Genomic DNA, 22627 nt, shown 5'->3' with positions numbered 1-22627 from the left:
TCGACCTCCTCGTCGAGCGGCGCCGCCGGTGCGTCCGACGACTGCCGTCATGGTATTCGGAGCCGTCCGCATCGGTGCTCGCCCGGTCGGCGGGAATGAGCGGACCGGCCCCGCGCGTTGCCCCCTCGACCGAGGACTCGCGCACGACCCTGGCGTAGACTTCGACGATCATCCGAGCAGCAGACATCGAGAGAGGCGGGCCCGTGGGTAGAACGCTGGCCGAGAAAGTATGGGACGACCATGTGGTCGTCAAGGGCGAAGACGGCGCCCCCGACCTTCTCTACATCGATCTCCACCTCGTCCACGAGGTCACGAGCCCGCAGGCCTTCGACGGCCTCCGTCAGGCCGGGCGGCCGCTGCGTCGCACCGATCTGACGATCGCGACCGAAGACCACAACACGCCCACGCTGGCGATCGACCGGCCGATCGCCGATCTGACCAGCCGCACGCAGATCGAGACCCTTCGTCGCAACACGGCCGAGTTCGGCGTGCGCCTGCACCCCCTCGGCGACGCCGAGCAGGGCATCGTCCACGTCGTCGGCCCGCAGCTGGGGCTCACGATGCCCGGCATCACCGTGGTCTGCGGCGACTCGCACACCTCGACCCACGGGGCCTTCGGGGCCATGGCGTTCGGCATCGGCACCAGCGAGGTCGAGCACGTGATGGCGACGCAGACCCTGCCGCTCAAGCCGTTCAAGACGATGGCGGTCACGGTCGAGGGCACCCTCCGGCCCGGTGTCACCGCGAAGGACATCATCCTGGCCGTCATCGCCCAGATCGGCACCGGCGGCGGGCAGGGCTACGTGCTCGAGTACCGCGGCAGCGCGATCCGCTCCCTGTCGATGGAGGGGCGCATGACGATCTGCAACATGTCGATCGAGGCCGGTGCCCGGGCCGGCATGGTCGCCCCCGACGAGACCACCTACGACTACCTCCGCGGTCGTCAGCACGCCCCCGAGGGCTCCGACTGGGACGACGCGGTCGCCTACTGGCAGACCCTGCCGACCGACGACGACGCCGTGTTCGACGCCGAGATCTTCCTCGACGCCGACGAGCTCGAGCCGTTCGTCACCTGGGGCACGAACCCGGGTCAGGGCGTCTCGCTCAGCGAGTCCGTTCCCGACCCCGAGGCGATCGTCGACCCGAACGAGCGCGCCGCCGCGTCGCGCGCCCTCGAGTACATGGCGCTCGAGGCCGGCACGGCCATGAAAGACATCGCGGTCGACGCCGTCTTCATGGGGTCGTGCACGAACAGCCGGATCGAAGACCTCCGCGCGTTCGCGTCGATCATCCAGGGTCGCACGAAGGCAGAGGGCGTCCGCGTGATGGTCGTGCCCGGCTCCGCCCGGGTACGCCTCGAGGCCGAGGCCGAGGGTCTCGACAAGGTGTTCACCGACTTCGGCGCCGAATGGCGCTTCGCCGGCTGCTCGATGTGCCTCGGCATGAACCCCGACCAGCTCGCACCGGGCGAACGCTGCGCGTCGACCTCGAACCGCAACTTCGAGGGCCGTCAGGGCAAGGGCGGTCGCACCCACCTCGTCTCACCCCTCGTCGCGGCGGCGACCGCCGTCCGCGGCACGCTGTCGTCCCCGTGGGACCTCACCTCCGACACCCCGATCGGCGACGCCCTCGCCGAGCGCCTGACCGGCACCCCCTCAGGAGGCGCGCTCTGATGGAGAAGTTCACCACCGTCACCGGGGTGGCGGCGCCGCTGAAGCGGTCGAACGTCGACACCGACCAGATCATCCCCGCCGAGTTCCTCAAGCGGGTCACGAAGACGGGTTTCGAAGACGCCCTGTTCTTCTCCGCCCGCCAGGATCCGGACTTCGTCCTCAACCGACCCGAGTACCAGGGCGCCCGCGTCCTGATCGCCGGGCCGGACTTCGGCACGGGGTCGAGCCGCGAGCACGCCGTCTGGGCACTCCGCGACTTCGGCTTCGACGTGGTGCTCAGCGCCCGCTTCGGCGACATCTTCCGCGGCAACTCGGGCAAGCAGGGTCTCCTCGCCGCCATGGTCGCCGAAGACGACATCGAGCGCCTGTGGGCCGCCGTCGAGGCCGCCCCCGGTGTCGCGATCACCGTCGACCTCGAGTCGCAACGCGCCACGATCGGCGACCTGTCGGTCCCGTTCGAAGTCGATGCTTACACTAAGTGGCGACTCCTCGAAGGCCTCGACGACATCGGCCTGACCCTCCGCGACGAAGCGGCCATCACAGAATTCGAAACCCGCCGCGCCGCATGGCGCCCGAAGACATTGCCGGTGAAGTAAGTGAACTCGCTCATCCAAGACGCAGCAGCAGCAGGGGCCCGTGTGGGGCTCAAGTCCGACGAGATCGTCATCCGCGGCGGCAAGCCGCTGATCGGTCGCATCGAGGTGCGCGGCGCCAAGAACCTCGCCACCAAGGCGATGGTGGCGTCGCTGCTGGGCGACACCCCGAGCATCCTGCGCGACGTGCCCGACATCAGCGACGTCAACGTCGTCCGCGGTCTGCTGTCGGTGCACGGCGTCCGCATCACCGACCCGGCCCGCGGCGAGATGATCCTCGACCCGTCGAACGTCGAGTCGGCCCACTTCGCCGAGATCGACGCGCACGCCGGCTCCAGCCGCATCCCGATCCTCTTCTGCGGCCCGCTGCTGCACCGCCTCGGCGAGGCGTTCATCCCCGACCTCGGCGGCTGCCGCATCGGCGACCGCCCCATCGACTTCCACCTCGACGCCCTCCGCGCGTTCGGCGCCGTCGTCGACAAGTCGTACAACGGCATCCACCTGACCGCCCCGAACGGTCTCGCGGGCGCCAACATCGAGCTGCCCTACCCGAGCGTCGGCGCCACCGAGCAGGTGCTGCTGACCGCCGTGCTCGCCACGGGTGTCACCGAGCTGCGCAACGCGGCCATCGAACCCGAGATCATGGATCTCATCGCGATCCTCCAGAAGATGGGCGCCATCGTCTCGGTCGAGCCGAACCGCGTCATCTTCATCGAGGGCGTCGAGAAGCTCCGCGGCTACACGCACCGGGCCATCAACGACCGCAACGAGGCCGCGAGCTGGGCCGCGGCCGCTCTCGCCACCAAGGGCGACATCTTCGTCGAGGGCGCCGACCAGAAAGACCTGATGACGTTCCTCAACGTCTTCCGCAAGGTCGGCGGCGACTTCGACGTGCACGAAGACGGCATCCGGTTCTTCCACCCGGGCGGCGAGCTCAAGCCCGTCGTCGTCGAGACCGACGTGCACCCCGGCTTCATGACCGACTGGCAGCAGCCGCTGATCGTGGCCCTCACGCAGGCGCAGGGCACGTCGATCGTCCACGAGACCGTCTACGAGAACCGCTTCCAGTTCACCGAGGCCCTCAACGACATGGGTGCCGACATAACGGTGCACAAAGAGGGGCTGCCCGGTCACGACCGTCGCGTGGCGCGTCGCGAGTTCGAGCAGGCGGCGGTCATCAACGGCCCGACCGCGCTGCACGGCGCCGACATCCGCGTCCCCGACCTGCGCGGCGGCTTCAGCCACCTCATCGCGGCCCTGACGGCCGAGGGCGAGTCGAAGATCAGCAACGTCGGCATCATCAGCCGCGGGTACGAGCACTTCATCGCGAAGCTCCGCAAGCTGGGCGCCGACTTCGACTTCAAGGGCTGATCGGAGCGTGGCACCCCACGGCGACCCGGACGCCCCCGTCGTCCCGGTCGCGACGCGTGGGCGCCGCATGGACAAGGGCGCGATCTTCCGGGCCCTGGCCATCCCTGCGGCGCCGTTGTTCGATCTGATGGCGAAGATCGAGGTCGTCGACGGGCAGAAGCTGCCCGCCTCCGGCTCGTTCGTGCTGACGCCCAATCACATCACCAACATCGATCCCGTCGTGGTCGGGCGCGTGATGTACGGACTGGGTCGTCTGCCGAGGTTCATGGCCAAGGCGTCGCTCTTCCGCGTGCCCGTGTTCGGCCGGCTGATGCACGCGATGGGGCACATCCCCGTCGAGCGCGCCGGTCGCACGCACGACAGCGATCCGCTGGCCGCGGCGCGTCGTCTCACCTCGGTGGGCGGCGGGGTCATCGTCTACCCCGAGGGCACGCTCACCCGCGATCCCGACCTCTGGCCCATGAAGGGCAAGAGCGGGGCCGTCCGGTTGGCCCTCGCCGCCGGTGTGCCTCTCGTGCCCGTCGCCCACTGGGGCAGTCAGGAGCTCATGGGGCGCTACTCGTCGAAGCTCCGTCCGTTCCCCCGCAAGCGGATCCGCGTGATCGTCGGCGATCCCGTCGATCTCTCGGCCTACCGCGACCGGCCCCTCGACCAGGCCTCCATGACCGAGGCGACCGCCCTCGTCATGGCGGCGATCACCGGACTCCTCGAGCGCCTCCGAGACGAGCAGGCACCCGTCGAGCGCTGGAACCCCGCCAAGAACGACCAGAAGGAGACCGGCCGCTTTGAGTAGTCCTGCGTCGCGCGAAGGCGCGATCGAAGCACTCGGCGAGGGCGCCGTCACCACTGAGGCGATCTCGATCGTCATGCGGGACTCCGTGCCGCGTCGGGTCGCGGTGCTCGGCTCGGGCAGCTGGGGCACGACCTTCGCCAAGGTCCTCGCCGAGGGCGGCGCCGACGTCACGCTCTGGGCCCGTCGCCCCGAGGTCGCACGCGAGATCACCGAGAGCAAGCGCAACACCGACTACCTGCCGGGCATCAACCTCCCGCGCACCCTGGTGGCCTCCTCGAGCGTCGAGACCTCGCTGGCCGGTGCCGAGCAGGTCTACCTGTCGGTGCCCAGTCAGACCCTCCGCGACAACCTCTCGGCGATCCGCTCGCTCGTGCCGCGCGGCGTGCCCGTGGTCAGCCTGATGAAGGGCGTCGAGAAGGCCACCGGCCTCCGCATGAGCGAGGTCATCGAGAGCGAGCTCGACATCGACCGGTCGCTGATCGCCGTGGCCTCGGGCCCGAACCTCGCGCTCGAGATCGCGAAGCGACAGCCCACCGCTGCGGTCGTGTCGTCGCACAGCCTCGAGACGGCGACGCTCGTCGCCGCGACCGCCACCAACCCGTACTTCCGCTCGTTCGTCAACACCGACGTCATCGGCACCGAGTTCGGGGGCGTTCTGAAGAACCTCATCGCGGTCGCCATCGGCATCGTCGACGGCGTCGGCTACGGCGAGAACACCAAGGCGTCGATCATCACGCGCGGTCTGGCCGAGATGACGGCGTTCGCGGTGTCGTTCGGGGCCAAGGCCGAGACGCTCGCCGGTCTCGCCGGGCTCGGCGACCTCATCGCGACGTGCGAGTCGCCCCTGTCGCGCAACAACACCGCGGGGCGCCTCCTCGGTCAGGGGTACGCCTTCGGCGACGTCGTGCGGCAGATGAACCAGACCGCCGAGGGTCTCGCGTCCGTCGCGCCGATCCTCGAGCTGGCCCGCGGTCGCGGCGTCGACATGCCCATCGTGCAGCAGGTCGCCGAAGTGCTCGCCGGTACGCTTGACCCGCGGAACATCGCTCCGCACCTCACCGAGACCAGCGAGCCCCAGGGCGAGTGACCGGGGGTCGACGGCGCGCGCCGGTGCGACGCCGCCCCGAGTCGCCTGCCCGCCGACCACCCCGAGAGTGACCCCGATGAGCATCGATCAGGCCAGCCCCGCTCCCACCCCCCTCGCGGGCGCCAAGCAGACGGTCGTCGTGCTGTTCGGCGGCCGGTCGAGCGAGCACGCGATCAGCTGCGCCACCGCCGGGGGAGTCCTCTCGGCCATCGACCGCAGTCGCTACGACGTCATCCCGGTCGGCATCACCCGCGACGGCGCCTTCACCCTGCAGGCGGACGACGCGTCGAGCTTCTCGCTGACCGGCGAGACGCTGCCCGCCGTCGTCGACAACGGCACGAGGGTGCACTGGCCCGAGTCCGCCGCGACTCGCGAGATCTCGGTCGTCGAGCCGGACGGCTCGGTCCGCCTGCTCGGGGCCGTCGACGTCGTCTTCCCCATCCTGCACGGTCGCTTCGGAGAAGACGGCACCGTCCAGGGGCTCCTCGAACTCGTCGGCCTCCCGTACGTCGGGGCGGGTCTGCTGGCGTCGTCCGTCGGGATGGACAAGCACTTCACGAAGACCGTGCTGCAAGAGGCAGGCATCGCGGTGGCCCCGTGGCGGACCGTCCGCCGTCGCACCTGGCTGAGCGACCCCGACCAGGTGATCGCCGACGTCGCGCCCCTGGGCTTCCCCGTCTTCGTCAAGCCGGCCCGCGCGGGGTCGAGCGTCGGCGTCTCGCGGGTCGACTCCGAGGCGGAGTTCGCGGCCGCGATGGAGATCGGGCTCGCCGAAGACGGCAAGGTGCTCGTCGAGGCCGCCGTCTCGGGGCGTGAGATCGAATGCGCCGTGCTCGGCGGGCGCGACGGCGGGTCGCCCCGCACCTCCGTCGGCGGTGAGATCGTGCTCGGCAGCGACACCTTCTACGACTTCGAGTCGAAGTACCTGGGTGCGCCCGGCGCCGATCTCGTCTGCCCGGCCGACCTCACGGACGACCAGCTGGCCGAGATGCAGCGACTCGCCGCGCTCGCGTTCGAGTCCGTCGACGGCACCGGGCTGTCGAGGGTCGACTTCTTCCTCACCGACACCGGCTGGGTGATCAATGAGATCAACACCATGCCCGGCTTCACGCCGATCTCGATGTTCCCCGCCTGCTGGCTGGCCAGCGGACTCAGCTACCCCGAGCTCATCACCGAGCTGATCGAGCTCGGGCTGCAGACCGAGCGCTGACCGGCCGGGGCCTCCTGCGGAGGTCGACCCGCGCCTCCTCGGGGAAGGGTCAGCCGAGGAGGCGCGGGTCGGCTCAGGAGGACGGGGTCGCCTCGGTGCCGGGCAGGTCGTCGACGCCGACGCAGCCGCGACCGTCGTTCGGCAGGTAGCCGACCGCGTCGGCCAGGTCGAAGAGCGCGGTGCTGCCCGCCTCGGCGGAGACGATCACCTGGACGGCGGGCGTGCGGCCGTAGGTCGTGAAGACGAACGTGTCGGGGTCGTCGGCGTCTTGATCGGCGAGCCAGTCGACGCCGCTGACGGGGTAGCAGGGCAGATCGGAGACGGCGGGGGCCTCGACGCCGCAGCGCAGGAGGACCTGCGTCGGCGTGCCCCAGGCGCCGGTGGCCTGCGCATCGGTCTCGCGGCGCTCGAAGGGAGAGTTGTCGGGGCCGACCGTCTCGGGGAGGTGCACGGTCACCTGCGCGCAGGCCGCGTCGTTCGCATCGGCCGCCGCCGTCATCGGCACGGCGGCCGTGCAGCCGGCGAGCGCCGGGGCGATCACGGCGCCGGCGGCGAGCAGACGGAGGAGGCGGCGACGAGGTCGCCTGGTCGGGCTGGGCACGGCAACCAGGCTACCGTCGTCACATGGAACGCCCCGCCACGTCGGTCGACGTCGAACCACCCGCCACGGTGCAGGGGGTGGGCGAGCTCGCCACCCTCGCGCGCATCCTGCCCCGACTGCCCCGCGGGGCCCGCACCGATCTGGGGCCGGGCGACGACGCGGCGGTGGTCTCGGCACCCGACGGGCGCTTCGTGGTGACGACCGATCTGATGGTGCACGGCCCCGACTTCCGTCTGGCCTGGTCGACCCCGTACGACCTCGGCTGGAAGGCCGCCGCCTCGAACCTCGCCGACGTGGCCGCGATGGGGGCGGTCCCGACCGCTCTCGTGGTGGCCCTCGCCGTGCCGGGCGACACCCCGGTGACCGATCTGGAGGCCCTCGCCGACGGGCTGCGCGACGCCTGCGCCGTGATGGCCCCGGGCTGCGGCGTCGTCGGCGGCGATCTGTCGGTCTCGGCGACGATGACGATCGCCGTCACGGCGTTCGGCGATCTCGAGGGGCGGCCGCCGGTCACCCGCGACGGCGCCCGCGAGGGGGACGTCGTCGCCGTGTCGGGCGCGCTCGGCCGGTCGGCCCGTGGGCTCGAGCTGCTCTTCCGTCTCGGCGTCGACCACGACGGGGTCCCCGACCGTGCCGCCGCGACGGCTCTGCGCGAGCGCGACCCCGACGTGGGCTGGCAGCTCGCCCCCACGCCGCCGATCGTCGACGGGCCGATCGCGGCCCGGGCCGGTGCGACGGCGATGCTCGACCTCTCGGATGGTCTGGCCCTCGACGCGGGTCGGGTCGCGCGGGCGAGCGGTCTGGTGGTCGACCTCGACTCGTCGGCGCTGGGCGGCGATCCCGCGGCGGCCCTCGCCGGGGGAGAGGACCATTCGCTGCTCGCGACGTTCCCGCCGGGTGCGGCGCTGCCGGGCGGGTTCCGGGCGATCGGCGTCATGCGCGCCGTCGGGTCCGGTGAGCCGCGGGTCGTCGTCGACGGCGGCGACGCCGGCCCGGAGGGCGGCTGGGACCCGTATCGCCTGTGGTCGGGCGAGCGGGGCTGACGACGGGTCGGCCGAGCGGGGCTGACGACGGGTCGCGCGAGGGGGCCCGACGGCGGGTCAGTCGCGGAGGGCGAACCACACCGTCGTGTCGCCGTACTGCTTCTTCACGTCGAGGGTGAGCCCCGCGGGCCAGCTCGGCTCGCCGTCGCGGCTGGCGCGTTCGACGACGACCAGCGCCTGGGCGTCGAGCAGGGGCAGCAGGGCCGCGAGGTCGGCGGCGAGCTCGTCCTTCGACAGCTCGTAGGGCGGGTCGAAGAAGACCAGGTCGACGAGCGCGCCCGAACCCGTGAGGTACGACCGCACCGTCTGCGCGACGATGTCGACGCGCGGGGGAACGCCGCGAGGGGGCTTGGGGGCCCGTGCCAGCACGGCGTCGGCGTTCCGCCGCAGCACCTTCGCCGCCGCCGGGGCCTTCTCGACCAGGGTGACCGAGGCCGCGCCGCGCGATGCCGCCTCGAGGCCGAGGCCCCCGGTGCCCGCGTAGAGGTCGAGCACGCGTCGACCGCGGATCTCGTCGCGGGCGTCGAGCGACGAGAAGAGCGCTTCGCGGACGCGGTCGCTGGTCGGCCGGGTGCCGACCTTGGGGACGACGAGCGTCAGGTTGTCGGCGAAGCCGGAGATGATGCGGGACATGAGGTCAACCATGCCAGGTCGCGGCGGCCCGCCCGTCTCGTCGGGCCCGCCTCCCGGTCTGCGTCGGGCCCGCCTCCCGGTCTCCGGGGGCGGCGCCGCTTCGAGCATCCCGACAACGCGTCAGCGCCCGGCCCGGTCGTGCTTCGTCGATGAGGCACAACGGACTTGGCAGGGCGTCGCGCTTTCGGAAGCATCTCCCAGCATGACCAGCGTTGATCGTACTGTCCGGCCCTCGTTCACCAAGTCCCTGTTCGCGGGGCGGATCGCCTCCGAGCTGGTGCTGCCGTTCCCGCACATGTCGGCGGCCGAGAAGGCGCGGGTCGAGACGGTGTCGGCGTCGGCGCGCGAGGTGCTGGCCGGCTACGACCCGCTGAAGGCCGAGCGCGACGGCTGGATCGGCGACGACCTGGTCCGCGAGCTGGGCGAGCGCGGTCTGATGGGGCTCTTCGTGTCGGAGGAGTACGGCGGTCTCGGTCTCGGTCAGAGCGCCTACTGCCGCGTCTACGAGGAGTTCGGCCGGGTCGACGGCACCCTCGCCACCGTCATGGGCGTGCACCAGTCGATCGGCACCAAGCCGCTGCACCTCTACGGCACCGACGATCAGAAGGCCCGCTGGCTGCCCGACCTGGCGAGCGGCCGGAAGCTCGCGGCCTTCGTGCTCACCGAGCCCAACGTGGGCAGCGACGCCTACGCGCTCGAGACACGGGCCGAGCGGCAGAGCGACGGCAGCTGGCTGCTGAACGGCGAGAAGCGCTGGATCGGCAACGGCGACAAGGACGTCCTGACGGTCTTCGCGCAGAGCGACCTCGGGCACGTCGCGCTGATCGTCGAGAAGGGCATGGACGGGCTGAGCACCGGCCCGCGGTTCGAGACGCACGGCCTGAAGGCCAACCACCTGCAGCGGGTGCGCTTCAAGGACGTCCGGGTGCCCGCCGAGAACCTGCTCGGCGAACCCGGCGACGGCTTCCGCATCGCGGTGAACACGCTCAACAACGGTCGCATGTCGATGGGCACGGCGATCGCGGGCGGCATGAAGAGGTTCCTCCAGCTGAGTCTCGAGCACACGGAGGCGCGTCACCAGTTCGGCAGACCGCTCGCGGACTTCGAGATGGTCGGCGACAAGCTCGCCTGGATGACGCAGCAGATCTACGGCATCGAGTCGATGTCGTATCTGACCACCGGTCTCGTCGACCGTGGCGACACCGACTTCGCGCTCGAGTCGGCGATGACGAAGGTCGCCGCGAGCGACACCGGCTGGTACGCGCTCAACCGGGCCGTGCAGCTGCACGGCGGCGAGGCGTACATGGAGGGGCACCCGCTGTCGAAGGCGCTGCGCGACTTCCGCATCTTCCCGATCTTCGAGGGGGCCAACGACGTCCTGCGCGCCTTCGTCGCCCTGAACGGCCTCAAGACGCTCAGCGAGGAGCTGCCCGACGTCGCGTCGCTGAGCATCGGCGCCCCCGGTCGCGCGCTGGGCGTGCTGGCGCCGTACGTCGCGGGTCGCGTGCAGCGTCGGCTCCGACCCGATCGCCCGGTCGGAGTGCACCCCGAGCTCGCCAAGCAGGCAGCGGAGCTCGGCGACCAGGTGTCGCGGCTGCGCGAGCGCACCGAGGGGGCGCTCCGCAAGCACGGCAGGAAGGTGCAGGAGAGACAGCTCGTGCAGAAGCGCCTCGCCGACGCCGCGAGCGGCATCTACGCGCAGACGGCCGTGCTGTCGCGGGCGTCGACGGCCCTGCAGGAGGCGCGGGTCGACTCCGACGCCGAACGTCGCCTCGCCGTCGGGTTCTGCAAGCAGTCGGCACGCGGGGTGTCACGGCAGCTGCGGGCCCTCGAGGTGAACGACGACCGGCACGCGACCGAGCTCGCGGCGTCGACCCGCGCCTCCGGCGGGTACGACTTCACCCTCTGAGGCCGCCCGCCCGTGGCGCGCGTGAGCCCGGGCGCCGGTGTCGGAGGCGGGCAGTAGCGTGGGGTCGTGCCCGACTCACCCCTCGACGCCTCCCTCGCCGGTGCCCTGGGCGGCCGCACGGCCACGGCCCTGCAGAAGGCCTTCGGCCTCCGCACCGTCGGCGATCTGCTGACGCACTTCCCGAGGCGGTACGCCCGCCGGGGCGAGCTGACGGCGCTCGATCAGCTGCCGCTCGGCGAGTCGGTCACGATCGTGGCCCAGGTGCTCGACGTGCGCGAGCGCACGATGCGCGCTCGCCGCGGGTCGATCCTCGAGGTCCGCATCGGCGACGGCCAGGGCATCCTGACCCTCACGTTCTTCAATCAGGCATGGCGCGCGAAAGACCTCGTGCCGGGCGCCCGGGGCATCTTCGCCGGCAAGGTGGGCGACTACCGCGGGCTGCGGCAGCTGGCGCACCCCGACTACGAGCTCTTCGACGCCTCGCACGAGGCGGTCGCGGGCGTGGGCGACGCCGAGGCGCAGAAGTGGGCGAAGCAGCCGATCCCGATCTACCCCGCGAGCGCCTCCGTGGCGTCGTGGCAGGTGCAGAAGTCGGTCGAGGTGCTGCTCGACTCGCTGCCGCCGATCGACGACGCCGTGCCGGCCGCGGTCCGTGCCGAGCTCGATCTGATGCCCTTGGCCGAGGCGTACGAGCGCATCCACCGACCCGAAACCGACCGTGACCACCTCACGGCCCGCGACAGCCTGCGCTTCGACGAGGCGTTCGTGCTGCAGAGCGCTCTGCTGCAGCAGCGCGCCCTCGTCCGCCGGTCGGCGGCGACACCCCGTCGTGCCCTCGCGGGGGGCATGCTCGACCTGTTCGACGCGGCCCTGCCCTTCGAGCGCACGGGCGATCAGCGTCTCGTCGGCGACGAGATCACCCGCGACCTCGAGGCCGAGGTCCCCATGAACCGGCTCGTCCAGGGCGAGGTCGGCTCGGGCAAGACGCTCGTCGCGCTGCGGGCGATGCTCGCGGTCGCCGAGAGCGGGGGGCAGTCGGCGCTGCTCGCCCCGACCGAGGTGCTGGCCGCACAGCACCTCCGCTCGATCACGGCGACCCTCGGCCCCGACCTGGCCGCCCGACTGCGACCGACCCTGCTCACGGGGCAGATGACCACGGCCCAGCGCAAGAAGGCGCTCCTCTCGATCGTCAGCGGTCAGGCGCACATCGTCGTCGGCACGCACGCGTTGATCAGCGAGACGGTCGGGTTCTTCGACCTCGGGCTCGTCGTCGTCGACGAGCAGCACCGCTTCGGCGTCGATCAGCGGGAGGCGCTCCGCAAGAAGGGCGCCACCCCGCCGCACGTGCTGGTGCTGACGGCGACGCCCATTCCCCGCACCGTAGCGATGACGGTGTTCGGCGACCTCGACATCTCGACCATCGCCGAGCTGCCGAAGGGGCGTCAGCCGATCGAGTCGTTCGTCGTGCCGCTCGCCGAGCACCCGGGCTGGGTCGACCGCGTCTGGCAGCGCTCCGCGGAGGAGATCGCGGCGGGGCGCCAGGTCTTCGTGGTCTGCCCTGCCATCGACGCCGTCACGACGGAGCCCGGCGACGACGCGGGGCCCGGCGACGACACGGGGCCGGGCGGTGAGGCGGGGCCGGGCGGCGACTCCGAGCCCGGCGGCGGCGCTCGATCGGCGGGCGCCGACGGGCAGAACGGGGGCGACCAGCCGCCTGCGCCCCCGCCCCGGGCGAGCGTCGAGGGCATCGTCGCGCTGACGGCCTCGCTGCCGGTGCTCGACGGTCTCGTCATCGAGCCCCTGCACGGTCGCATGTCGTCCGACGAGAAGGACGACGTCATGCGCCGGTTCGCCGCCGGCGACATCGACATGATCATCGCGACGACGGTGATCGAGGTCGGTGTCGACGTGCCGAACGCCTCGACCATGGTGGTGCTCGACGCCGACCGGTTCGGCGTCTCGCAGCTGCACCAGCTGCGGGGACGCGTCGGTCGAGGCGGTCACGCGGGTCTGTGCCTGCTCGTGACGTCCGCGCCCGCCGACTCCGTCGCCCGCGAGAGGGTCGACGCCGTGGCGTCGACCCTCGACGGCTTCGAGCTCGCGCAGGTCGACCTCGATCTGCGCCGCGAGGGCGACGTGCTCGGCAACCTGCAGTCCGGCGGCCGGTCGTCGCTCCGACTGCTGAGAGTCGCCCGCGACGGCGACCTGATCGGCCTCGCGCGAGAGCACGCGGCCGAGGTGCTCGACGACGACCCGCGCCTGGCCGACCACCCCGCCCTGGCCGCGGCCATCGCGAGACGGCTCGACGATCGCGGACGCGAGGCGATGGGCAAGAACTGACGTCTCCGCCTGCGCGCCCGACGTCCGGTGGATGCTCGGCCAACCTCCCGGGCCGGGCCGCTACTGTGTCCGCATGAGCAGGATCGCCGTCGTCCCCGGGTCGTTCGACCCCGTCACCCTCGGCCACATCGACGTGATCGCCCGGGCCGCCAACATCTTCGATCAGGTGCATGTGCTCGTGGTGCACAACCCCGACAAGTCGGCTCTGCTCCCGCTCACCCAGCGGGTCTCGCTGCTCACCGCCGCTCTGCGTGAGGCCGGGCTGCCCGACACCGTCAGCGTGCACAGCTGGAGCATGGGTCTGCTCGTCGACTACTGCACCGACGTCGGCGCCAGCGTGCTGGTGAAGGGCATCCGCTCGCAGGTCGACGTCGCGTACGAGACCCCGATGGCGATCATGAACCGCAGCCTCGCCGGCGTCGAGACCGTCTTCCTCCTGCCCGACCCCGCCCACGCGCACGTCTCGAGCTCGCTCGTCCGGCAGGTCGCGGGGCTCGGCGGCGACGTGTCGCCGTACGTGCCGAGGGTCGTCGCGGAGTACCTCGAGACCACCTGAGACGCACCGGGTGATCGCGACGACCGCCTCCTCGAGGGGGTCCGTTCCGAACACCGCGTGACGCTCCTCCCGCCGAACCGCTCGATCACTCCTCAGAAAGCGATCCGATGACAACGACCAGCCGTCCCGCCGACCGGCCGAGCGCCTCCGCCGACGAGGGCCTCATGCCGCTGGCCGACGTGCAGCGACGTGCGCGGGACATCCTCGAGGCCATCGGCACCGTCATCGACGGGAAGGACGGCGCCATCGGCACGGCCCTGACCGTGCTGCTCGCCGAGGGGCACCTCCTGATCGAGGACGTCCCCGGGGTCGGCAAGACCCAGTTGGCGCGCGCGCTCGCCAAGGCCGTAGACGCCACCGTCACGCGCATCCAGTTCACCCCCGACCTGCTGCCGAGCGACATCACCGGCGTCTCGGTCTTCGACCGGCCCTCCGGGGGTTTCGAGTTCAAGCCCGGCCCGGTCTTCGCCAACGTCGTCATCGGCGACGAGATCAACCGCGCGTCCCCGAAGACGCAGTCCGCCCTGCTCGAGAGCCTCGAGGAGCGCCAGGTGACGGTCGACGGCATCACGCACCCCCTGCCCGACCCGTTCCTCGTCGTCGCGACGCAGAACCCGGTCGAGATGGAGGGCACCTACTCGCTTCCCGAGGCGCAGCGCGACCGGTTCATGGCGCGCATCTCGCTCGGCTACCCCGACGCCGAGAGCGAGCTCCGCATGGTGCAGCAGCGTGAACGGGTCAGCCCGCTCGATGTCCTGAAGCCCCTCGTGTCGCTGACCGACCTCCGCCGCATGATCGCCGCCGTCCGCGCCGTCTACACGGCCGAGGCCGTCGAGCGCTACGCCGTCGCCGTCGTCCAGGCCACGCGCGTGCACCCCGACGTCCGACTCGGCGCGAGCCCGCGGGCAACCCTGCAGCTGATGCGCGCGTCGAAGTCGTGGGCGGCGCTCAACGGTCGCGAGTTCGTCGTGCCCGACGACATCGACGCCATGAGCGGGCCGGTGCTCGGTCACCGCATCATCCTCGCCGGGCGAGCCGGTGCCGGGGCGGTCTCGGCCGCCTACGACGTCGTGGCGGACGTCGTCGCGGCGACTCCCGTCCCCCTCGGCGACGCGCGCTGACCGTGACCGATCGGGTCGCGGCGCCGCCGACGCCGCACGGCGACGTGCCGGCGCGGCCGGGCGTGCGTGCGCAGACGGGCATCACCCGCGGGGGAGCGCCCCGGCCGACCCTGCGCGGCGGCGCGGTCGTCGGCGTCGGCGTCGCCCTCGTCGCGACGGGAGCCGTCGTCCCGTCTCCGGCGCTCGTCTTCGCCGGCACGACCCTGGTCGTCCTGGTGGTGGCCGTGCTCGTCTCGCTGCTGTTCCGACGCCCCCTGATCACGGTCGCCCGGCGCTTCTCGCCCGATCGCGGCATGGCCGGCTGGTCCGTCGACGAGACCGTGACCCTGACCGCCCCCGGCGGCGCGGCGGGCCGCATCGGCATCCGCGACGACGTCGGCTGGCGCCGCACCAGGGCATCCGAGGCGGTGGGGGTCACGCTCGTGCCGGGCCGCGCCTCCTCGGCCGTGTTCCGTCACGAGGGCCTGCCGCGCGGGCGACACCGCGTCGGGCCTCTGCACGTCGATCTGATCGAGTCGTTCGGCGTCGCCCGGCGTCGGGTCGTCGCCCCCGGCGGTACCGAGCTGCTCGTCGTGCCCGAGGTCCACGACCTGGGGCTCGGTGCCGAGTCCCGCGCCCTCGGGGACGGCGCCCGCCGTCAGCGGGAGCACAGCCTGGCCGGTGGAGACGACGACCCCGTCACCCGCGAGTACCGACGCGGAGATCCCATGCGGCGCGTCCACTGGAAGGCCTCGGCCCGTCATGACGAGCTCATGGTGCGGCAGGAGGAGCAGCACGGCCTGCCGAGCGCCCGCCTCGTGCTCTCGACGGGGGTCGACGGCTGGTCCGACGCCCGGACGGGCTCCGACGGGTCGGCCGTCAGCGACGCCTTCGAGTGGGCCGTCTCGGTCGTCGCGACCCTGGGTGTCGAGTTCGGGCGCAGCGGCTCCGTGGCCCAGGCGACGACTCCCGAGGGCGACGTCGTCGCCCGCAACGACCCGGACTCGACCGCCTCGTACCTCGAGTCGCTCGCCGACCTCCGGCTGGGCGACGCCGGTCACCGCTCGGCCGCGCCCGCCGCGCCGCGTGAGCCCGTCGTCGCCGTCGTGTCGGGTCTCCGGCCGCGAGAGCTCGAGTCGCTCGGGCGCTCGCGGGGCGTCGGCTCGTCCGCCGTCGCACTCGTCGTCTCGCCGCCCCTCGGCTTCAGCGAGACGACCGCATCGCGGGGCGGCGTCACCGGTGCGGAGACCCTCGGCCCCGATCGGGTGGCGGCCGCCCTCCGCGACGCCGGCTGGCGCGTGGTGGAGGTCTCGTCCGGCGATCCGGTCGCCGACGTCGTGCTCCAGGCGAGGCCGCTCGATGACTGACGCCCCGCTCCGGCGCCCGGTGGTGCGCGTCGCCGCCGCCTCGTGGCTGCCCACCCTCTTCGCCTGGCTCGTGTTCGTCGCGTCGCTGGCGAGCCTCCATCCGCTGTTCGTCGGGACGGGCTGGTGGTTCGCCGCCGCATTCGTCTCCGCCGTGGTGCTCGGCGTCTCGCTGGCCGTCCGGGGCCTCCGGGCGCCGGCCTGGGTCGGCTGGATCGTGGGCGCCGTCGCGGGCTCGGCCGTGACCTGCGCCTTCGTCTCGGGCGGCACGGCCGTCCTCGGCGTCATCCCCACGTCGGCGACGCTCCAGCGGATGCGCGACCTCGCCGATCAGGCCGAGGCGGCCATCGTCGGCGAGGCGGCGCCCCTCGACGTCACCGACGGCGTGCTCGCGACGGTGCTCGTGTCGGTCCTGGCGGCGGCCGTGCTGATCGACCTCGTCTCGTCCGTCGGGCAGCTGCCCGCGTTCACGGGGGTGGTGCCGGTCGTCGTCCTCGCCGTGCCGGCGTTCGTGCCAGGGGTCGAGACGAGCTGGCCGTTCGTCGTGGCGACCGTGCTGCTCTTCCTCGTGCTCCTGGCGCTGGCCACCGGCAGGCACCCCACGCGCGGCGGTCTCGTCGGGGGTCTGGCCGCGCTCGGCGTCGCCGGCCTGCTGACGGCCACCGTGCCCCTCGGCGGCCTCGCGCCCCTCGCCGGCACGGGCGGCTCCGGTCTCGGGCTGGCCACCGGCGTCAATCCGATCATCGACCTCGGCGACGACCTGCGTCGTGGCGCCCCGGTCACGGTGCTGACCTACCGGTCCTCCGACGCCGACGGCGAGTACCTGAAGCTCGTCGACCTCGTCGACTTCTCGGGTCGCTCGTGGAGTCCCGCCGAGGGCGAGTCCGACCCGGAGGCGACCCTCGACCGGCTCCCGGCCGCTCCCGGCGTCGCCGAGGCCACCGACCGCCGGGCCGTGACCACCGAGATCGACGTCGGCGCTCTCCGCAGCCCCTACCTGCCGGTGCCGGTGCCGGCCACCCGCATCGAGGGCCTCGGCGACGAGTGGGAGGTCGTGGACGAGTCGGGGGTGACCGTCCGCAGCACGACGACCGGCACGCAGGGCCTCGACTACACGGTCGAGAGCGCTCCGGTCGACCCCACCCGCGACCAGGTCGTCGCGTCGTCGGCCGGCGACGACACCGCGATGGCCGACTACCTCTCGATCGACGGGGTGCCCCAGAGCGTGATCGCGCTGGCCTCCGAGGTGACGGCCGACGCCCCCAACGACTTCGACGCCGCCGTGGCCCTCCAGGACTTCTTCCGAGACGGCGACTTCACCTACTCCGAGGAGACCCCCGTCGATCAGGGCTACGACGGCAGCGGTCTCGAGGCCGTGCAGACCTTCCTCGAGGTCCGCAGCGGATACTGCGTGCACTTCGCCTCGTCGATGGCCGTCATGGCGCGGACGCTCGGCATCCCCTCGAGGGTCGCGGTCGGGTTCCTGCCCGGCGAGTCCACGGGCTTCGGGGCTGAGGCCGAGCGTCGCGTGAGCAGCGACGACCTGCACACCTGGCCCGAGCTGTACTTCGAGGGGCTCGGCTGGGTGCCCTTCGAGCCGACCGTCGGCCTGGGCAGCCCGCAGGCGTACCTCCAGCCCACGGGTGTCGAGCCGAGCGCCGCGCCGACGGCCGACGACGCCGCGACGCCCACGCCCTCCGCCGACGACGCGCCGGCCCAGACCCCCTCCGCGACGCCGTCCGCCGACGCGTCCGATCCGACCGCCGCGGGCTCCGCCTCGGGCACGGGCGGCCCCGGCCTCGGGTCGGCCGGTCTGATCGCCCTCGTGCTGCTCGCGGTCGTGCTGATCGTGCCCTCGGCGCTCCGGGCCGGGCGCCGCCGACGTCGATGGGCCACCCCGCCGCCGGACGTCGCGCTCGCCGTCTGGCACGAGGTCGTCGACACGGCCGCCGATCTGGGGCTGCACGTCCCATCGGGGGCGACGCCCACCGCGGCCGCGGCGCTCCTCCGCACGAGACTCTCGTCACGACCGGAGACCGAGGAGGCGCGGGTCGCCCTCGACCGCCTGGTCGCCGCCCTGCAGAGCGAGCGGTACGGCGGGGTCGCCGCCCCCGACGGCACGAGGGCGGACGCCCGGCTCGTGGTCGACGGCCTCCGTTCGGCGTCGAGTGCGCGTGACCGCCTCGCCGCGCGGTTCGCTCCGCGATCGCTGTTCGCGACCTCCCCTGCGAAGACCGGGTCGACGGCGTAAACTCGTCTCCCGTGCCTCATTTCAACCTGACCCCCTACACGCTCCCGGTGTACGACCTCATGCACCGCCCGGGCGAGATGCGCGAGCGCACGCTCGACGTCGTGGTCCCCGAGCGGCTCGGCGAGGGCCAGATCTCGGTCGCGGCGGGCGATCCGCTCCGCCTCGACGTGCGGCTCGAGGGTCTGCACGACGGCATCCTGGTCTCGACGCACGTGTCGGGCACGGCGACCGGCGAGTGCAGCCGATGCCTGAAACCGCTCTCCGAGCCGGTGGAAGTCGATTTCGCCGAGCTTTTCGCGTACGCTATCGACGAAGCTTTTGACTATCAGGTTCACGACGACCACGTGGATCTTGAACCTGTGGTCAGAGACGCAGTGGTTCTGTCACTGCCCTTCCAGCCGGTCTGTCGGCCGGATTGTCCTGGACTCGACCCCGCCACGGGTGAACGGATCGAAGACATCCACGACTACCAGCCCGAAGAGGACATCGACCCCCGCTGGTCGGCACTCACCGGGTTCCAGGCTGAATCGGCACCTGCCGAGGGCTCGCCCGACACCGACTCGCGTCGGTAGGGGTGGCCGGCGGCCTCCCCGGGCCGCATCACACCACCGCGTCACCCACCAGTCAGACCAGGCCCCCTGCGGGGGAGCCGCAAGAGAGAAGAGATGCTCATGGCCGTTCCGAAGCGGAAGCAGTCACGCTCGAACACGCACGCCCGTCGCTCGCAGTGGAAGGCGACGCCGGTCCAGCTCGTCAAGACCATCGAGAACGGCAAGGTCACCTACAGCCTCCCGCACCGCGCGAAGGTCGTCGAGGACAGCGCCGGCACCGCCCTGTACATGGAGTACAAGGGCCGCAAGGTCGCCGACGTCTGAGCACTCCCGTCGTGATCACGTCTCCCTCGGCGGTGTCGAGATGACGTCGACTTCTGATCAGCCCGAGTCGCGCCTCCGCGCCGACCGGGCTGATCTGCTGTCACGCCTCGACATCGACATCCGACCCGAACTGCTCGATCTCGCGCTGACGCACCGCTCGTACGCGTACGAGAACGGCGGCATCGCCAACAACGAGCGTCTCGAGTTCCTCGGTGACTCCATCCTCGGGCAGGCCGTCACGGTCATGCTCTTCACGGCGAACCCCGATCTCGACGAGGGCGACCTCGCCAAGCGACGCGCGAGTCTCGTCAGCACCGTCGCGCTGGCCGAGGCCGCCCGGGTCATCGGTCTCGGCGACCACCTCCGACTCGGTCGGGGGGAAGAGCTGACCGGCGGGCGCGACAAGCCCTCGATCCTCGCCGACACGGTCGAGGCGATCATCGGCGCGACCTATCTCGACGCCGGCGGAGACACGGCGACCGCTCTCGTCCTCCGCTTGATCGCACCTCTGCTCGACGATCCCGACCGCTTCGGCGCCGCGATGGATCCGAAGACGAGTCTGCAAGAGCTCGCGGCCTCGCTCGGGCGCGGCATGCCGACCTATCACGTCAGCGACAGCGGCCCGGATCACGACAAGAGGTTCCACGCCAGCGTCCGCCTGGGCGGCGACGACGTCGCGACCGGCATCGGCAGCAGCAAGAAGCAGGCCGAGATGTCTGCGGCCCTCGAGGCGTGGACGCGACTCAGCACACCGGTCGACGGTCTCTGAGCGGTGCCCGAGCTCCCTGAGGTCGAGGTCGTCCGCGCCGGGCTGCAGCCCGTCGTCGCGGGCGCCGTCGTGACCGGTGTCGACGTGCTCGACCACCGGTCGCTCAAGCGTCATCGCGGTCCGTCCGACGACTTCGTCGACCGGCTCGTGGGCGGCACGATCGACGCGGCGGTCCGTCGCGGCAAGTTCCTCTGGTTCCCCTTCGAGCCCGCGGCGCCGCACGAGCAGCCCCTCGCCCTCGTCGCCCACCTCGGCATGAGCGGTCAGGTGCTGCTCCGCAGTCGCGACGCCGAGCCCGACCGCCTGATGCGCATCCGGCTCGACGTCGAGAGCCCCGCGCACGGGCCGGTCCGGCTCGCCTTCGTCGACCAGCGCATCTTCGGCTCGATGGCTCTCGACGACACGGTGCCCACCCTCGACGGGCGACCTGCGGGGTTCTCCGGAGCGCGCCTCCTCGGCTCTCCGGCCCCCGCAGGCGGCGCCACCTCTGACGTCGAGTCCGCAGCCGACGAGACGGCAGCCGACGAGAACGCGGCAGCCTGGGTCCGACGGGTGCCGCAGCAGGTCTCGCACATCGCCCGAGACCCGCTCGACCCGGCGTTCGACGAAAACCGGGTGCTGACGCGGCTGCTCGCGCGGCGCACCGGCGTCAAGCGGGCGCTGCTCGATCAGGGGCTGCTCAGCGGCGTCGGCAACATCTACGCCGACGAGAGCCTCTGGGCTGCTCGGGTGCACCCCGATCAGCCCACCGAGTCGTTCTCGCGGGCCCGCGCACGGGTGCTGCTCGCCGAGGTCCGCGTCGTGCTGCTCAAGGCGCTCGGCGAGGGCGGCACGAGCTTCGACGCCCAGTACGTCAACGTGAACGGCCAGTCCGGCTACTTCAGTCACAGCCTCAACGCGTACGGGCAGCAGGGCAGGCCGTGCCCCCGGTGCGGAGCCGAGATCGTGCGCGAGGCCTTCATGAACCGCTCGTCGCACTTCTGCCCGAGGTGCCAGCGCGTCCGCTGACCCATCCGCACCTATTCTTGAGCGACGGTCACCCCGCAGACAGGACCCGAGGAGGCGCGGCGCATGTACCTGAAGAGCCTCACCCTCAAGGGCTTCAAGTCGTTCGCCTCGCCCACGACGTTCGCTTTCGAGCCGGGGGTCACCTGCGTGGTCGGCCCGAACGGATCGGGCAAGAGCAACGTGGTCGACGCTCTCGCCTGGGTGATGGGCGAGCAGGGCGTCAAGAACCTCCGCGGCGGCAAGATGGAGGACGTCATCTTCGCGGGCACGTCGACCCGGGGCCCGCTCGGCCGGGCGCAGGTCGTGCTGACGATCGACAACAGCGACGGCGCGCTGCCGATCGACTACACCGAGGTGACGATCAGTCGCACGCTGTTCCGCAACGGCGGCAGCGAGTACGCGATCAACGGCGAGGGCTGCCGGCTGCTCGACGTGCAAGAGCTGCTGAGCGACTCCGGCCTGGGGCGCGAGATGCACGTCATCGTCGGTCAGGGGCAGCTCGACGCGGTGCTGCGGGCGACTCCGGAGGAGCGGCGCGGCTTCATCGAAGAGGCGGCGGGCATCCTGAAGCACCGCCGCCGCAAGGAGAAGACCCTCCGCAAGCTCGACGCCATGCAGGCGAACCTGACGCGGTTGAGCGACCTGGCGGGCGAGATCAGGCGGCAGCTGAAGCCGCTCGGGCGCCAGGCCGAGATCGCCCGCGAGGCGCAGACGATCGCCGCCGTGGTGCGCGACGCCCGGGCGCGGCTCCTCGCCGACGAGGTCGTCGGGCTGAAGCGGTCCCTCGACGCCCGGTCGCGCAGCGAGGCAGAGCAGAAGGCCCAACGCGAGCTTCTCACCGGCCGTCTCGGCGAGATCGCCGCCGACGAGCAGCGCCTCGAGCAGTCGATGGCGGGCGACGACGTCGACCGGGCGCGACGGGTCGCGTTCGAGCTCGAGTCCGTGCACGAGCGCCTCCGCAGCCTGTCGAGCCTCGCCCGCCAGCGCCTGCAGCTGCTCGCCCAGCAGGCCGAGCAGCCCGTCGCCGTGACCACGGTGTCGGCGGGCATGGTCGCCGACGCCCGAGACGAGGCCGAGCGCCTGCAGGGCGACGTCGCGGCGGCCGCCGAGGCCGTCGAGGAGGCCCGCGGCGGGCTGGCCTCCGCCCGTGGGGCGCTCGACGCCCTCGACGACGAGATCTCCGCCCAGAGCGCTCTCGTCTCGAAGCACGATCTCGAGGCCGGGCGCCTCCGCTCGGCGCTCGACCTGGCCCGGTCGCGACTCGCTGCGGTGCGGGGGGAGCGCCTCCGGCACGAGACGGCCCTGCAGTCCGCCGAGACCCGCCGTGACGCCGCGCACGCCGAGCTCGAGGCCCTCGACCACGAGGCGCCCGAGGGCGACGGGGTCGACCACGTCGCGGCCCAGGCGGGCGCCGGGAGCGAGGCGGCGGGCCTGGGGGCGCGCGTCGGCGG

The 22627-nt window shown here is 72.2% G+C and carries 20 protein-coding genes; 18 read left to right on the top strand and 2 right to left on the bottom strand.

The genetic code is table 11. From position 1 onward, the window contains the following. The first annotated feature begins 203 nt into the window (after window positions 1-203). The 6 genes from leuC to SOM11_RS00075 all read left to right on the top strand — a co-directional run bounded on the left by leuC (window position 204) and on the right by SOM11_RS00075 (window position 6727). Entirely contained in the window at window positions 204-1673 is a 1470-nt protein-coding gene (leuC, locus tag SOM11_RS00100; protein WP_320476843.1) for a 3-isopropylmalate dehydratase large subunit, read from the top strand. Beyond that, a complete protein-coding gene (gene leuD / locus SOM11_RS00095; protein ID WP_320476842.1) occupies window positions 1673-2269 on the top strand; it encodes a 3-isopropylmalate dehydratase small subunit in 597 nt (198 codons plus the stop codon). Before leuC ends, leuD begins: the two co-directional genes overlap by 1 nt. Further along, window positions 2270-3637: a UDP-N-acetylglucosamine 1-carboxyvinyltransferase gene (gene murA / locus SOM11_RS00090; RefSeq protein WP_192058363.1), complete on the top strand. Its 1368-nt coding sequence runs from the start codon at window positions 2270-2272 to the stop codon at window positions 3635-3637. Window positions 3638-3644: 7 nt separating this feature from the next. Beyond that, window positions 3645-4430, top strand: coding sequence for a lysophospholipid acyltransferase family protein (locus SOM11_RS00085; protein WP_243215508.1), 786 nt, complete (start codon window positions 3645-3647; stop codon window positions 4428-4430). 73 nt (window positions 4431-4503) lie between these two features. Next, a complete protein-coding gene (locus SOM11_RS00080) occupies window positions 4504-5517 on the top strand; it encodes an NAD(P)H-dependent glycerol-3-phosphate dehydrogenase (RefSeq protein WP_320477097.1) in 1014 nt (337 codons plus the stop codon). Window positions 5518-5593: 76 nt separating this feature from the next. Continuing rightward, on the top strand, window positions 5594-6727 hold the full coding sequence (locus SOM11_RS00075; protein ID WP_320476841.1) for a D-alanine--D-alanine ligase family protein: 1134 nt from the start codon (window positions 5594-5596) through the stop codon (window positions 6725-6727). A gap of 73 nt (window positions 6728-6800) precedes the next feature. On the opposite strand, the gene SOM11_RS00070 is transcribed toward SOM11_RS00075, so the two are convergent. Beyond that, complete coding sequence (locus tag SOM11_RS00070; RefSeq protein WP_243215511.1) at window positions 6801-7328, bottom strand: DUF3515 family protein; 528 nt, start codon at window positions 7326-7328, stop codon at window positions 6801-6803. Between the two features lie 23 nt (window positions 7329-7351). Between SOM11_RS00070 and thiL the strand changes: the two genes are divergently transcribed. After that, the gene (gene thiL, locus SOM11_RS00065; RefSeq protein WP_320476840.1) at window positions 7352-8371 is read left to right on the top strand and encodes a thiamine-phosphate kinase; all 1020 of its coding nucleotides are present in this window, start codon (window positions 7352-7354) and stop codon (window positions 8369-8371) included. Between the two features lie 57 nt (window positions 8372-8428). Here thiL and rsmD read toward each other — a convergent pair whose 3' ends face one another. Beyond that, window positions 8429-9004, bottom strand: a complete 576-nt coding sequence (rsmD, locus tag SOM11_RS00060) for a 16S rRNA (guanine(966)-N(2))-methyltransferase RsmD (RefSeq protein ID WP_320476839.1) — start codon at window positions 9002-9004, stop codon at window positions 8429-8431. Window positions 9005-9206: 202 nt separating this feature from the next. Between rsmD and SOM11_RS00055 the strand changes: the two genes are divergently transcribed. The 11 genes from SOM11_RS00055 to SOM11_RS00005 all read left to right on the top strand — a co-directional run. Further along, a complete protein-coding gene (locus tag SOM11_RS00055; RefSeq protein WP_320476838.1) occupies window positions 9207-10913 on the top strand; it encodes an acyl-CoA dehydrogenase family protein in 1707 nt (568 codons plus the stop codon). Window positions 10914-10979: 66 nt separating this feature from the next. Then, on the top strand, window positions 10980-13253 hold the full coding sequence (locus SOM11_RS00050; RefSeq protein ID WP_320476837.1) for an ATP-dependent DNA helicase RecG: 2274 nt from the start codon (window positions 10980-10982) through the stop codon (window positions 13251-13253). Between the two features lie 73 nt (window positions 13254-13326). Then, window positions 13327-13809: a pantetheine-phosphate adenylyltransferase gene (gene coaD / locus SOM11_RS00045; protein ID WP_320476836.1), complete on the top strand. Its 483-nt coding sequence runs from the start codon at window positions 13327-13329 to the stop codon at window positions 13807-13809. Window positions 13810-13916: 107 nt separating this feature from the next. Then, on the top strand, window positions 13917-14930 hold the full coding sequence (locus SOM11_RS00040; protein WP_414655432.1) for an AAA family ATPase: 1014 nt from the start codon (window positions 13917-13919) through the stop codon (window positions 14928-14930). Between the two features lie 2 nt (window positions 14931-14932). After that, the gene (locus tag SOM11_RS00035) at window positions 14933-16276 is read left to right on the top strand and encodes a DUF58 domain-containing protein (protein ID WP_320476835.1); all 1344 of its coding nucleotides are present in this window, start codon (window positions 14933-14935) and stop codon (window positions 16274-16276) included. Next, window positions 16269-18524 carry a DUF3488 and transglutaminase-like domain-containing protein gene (locus SOM11_RS00030; protein WP_320476834.1) on the top strand — a complete coding sequence of 752 codons (2256 nt, stop codon included), beginning with the start codon at window positions 16269-16271 and terminating at the stop codon, window positions 18522-18524. Before SOM11_RS00035 ends, SOM11_RS00030 begins: the two co-directional genes overlap by 8 nt. Window positions 18525-18535: 11 nt before the next feature. Then, the gene (locus SOM11_RS00025) at window positions 18536-19096 is read left to right on the top strand and encodes a DUF177 domain-containing protein (protein ID WP_320476833.1); all 561 of its coding nucleotides are present in this window, start codon (window positions 18536-18538) and stop codon (window positions 19094-19096) included. A gap of 99 nt (window positions 19097-19195) precedes the next feature. After that, window positions 19196-19399, top strand: coding sequence for a 50S ribosomal protein L32 (rpmF, locus tag SOM11_RS00020; protein WP_043593937.1), 204 nt, complete (start codon window positions 19196-19198; stop codon window positions 19397-19399). Between the two features lie 40 nt (window positions 19400-19439). Then, window positions 19440-20168 (top strand): ribonuclease III, encoded by a 729-nt coding sequence (rnc, locus tag SOM11_RS00015; protein ID WP_192058346.1) that lies wholly within the window; start codon window positions 19440-19442, stop codon window positions 20166-20168. A gap of 3 nt (window positions 20169-20171) precedes the next feature. Next, window positions 20172-21176, top strand: a complete 1005-nt coding sequence (locus tag SOM11_RS00010) for an Fpg/Nei family DNA glycosylase (protein WP_320476832.1) — start codon at window positions 20172-20174, stop codon at window positions 21174-21176. A gap of 63 nt (window positions 21177-21239) precedes the next feature. Next, window positions 21240-22627: chromosome segregation SMC family protein (locus SOM11_RS00005; protein ID WP_320476831.1), on the top strand; the 1388-nt coding region annotated here is incomplete at its 3' end.

It is taken from the genome of Frigoribacterium sp. CFBP9029 (assembly GCF_034045305.1).
Taxonomy (GTDB): domain Bacteria; phylum Actinomycetota; class Actinomycetes; order Actinomycetales; family Microbacteriaceae; genus Frigoribacterium.
Note: the sequence above shows the minus strand (reverse complement) of the source record. Positions and strands in the feature narration are given on the sequence as shown.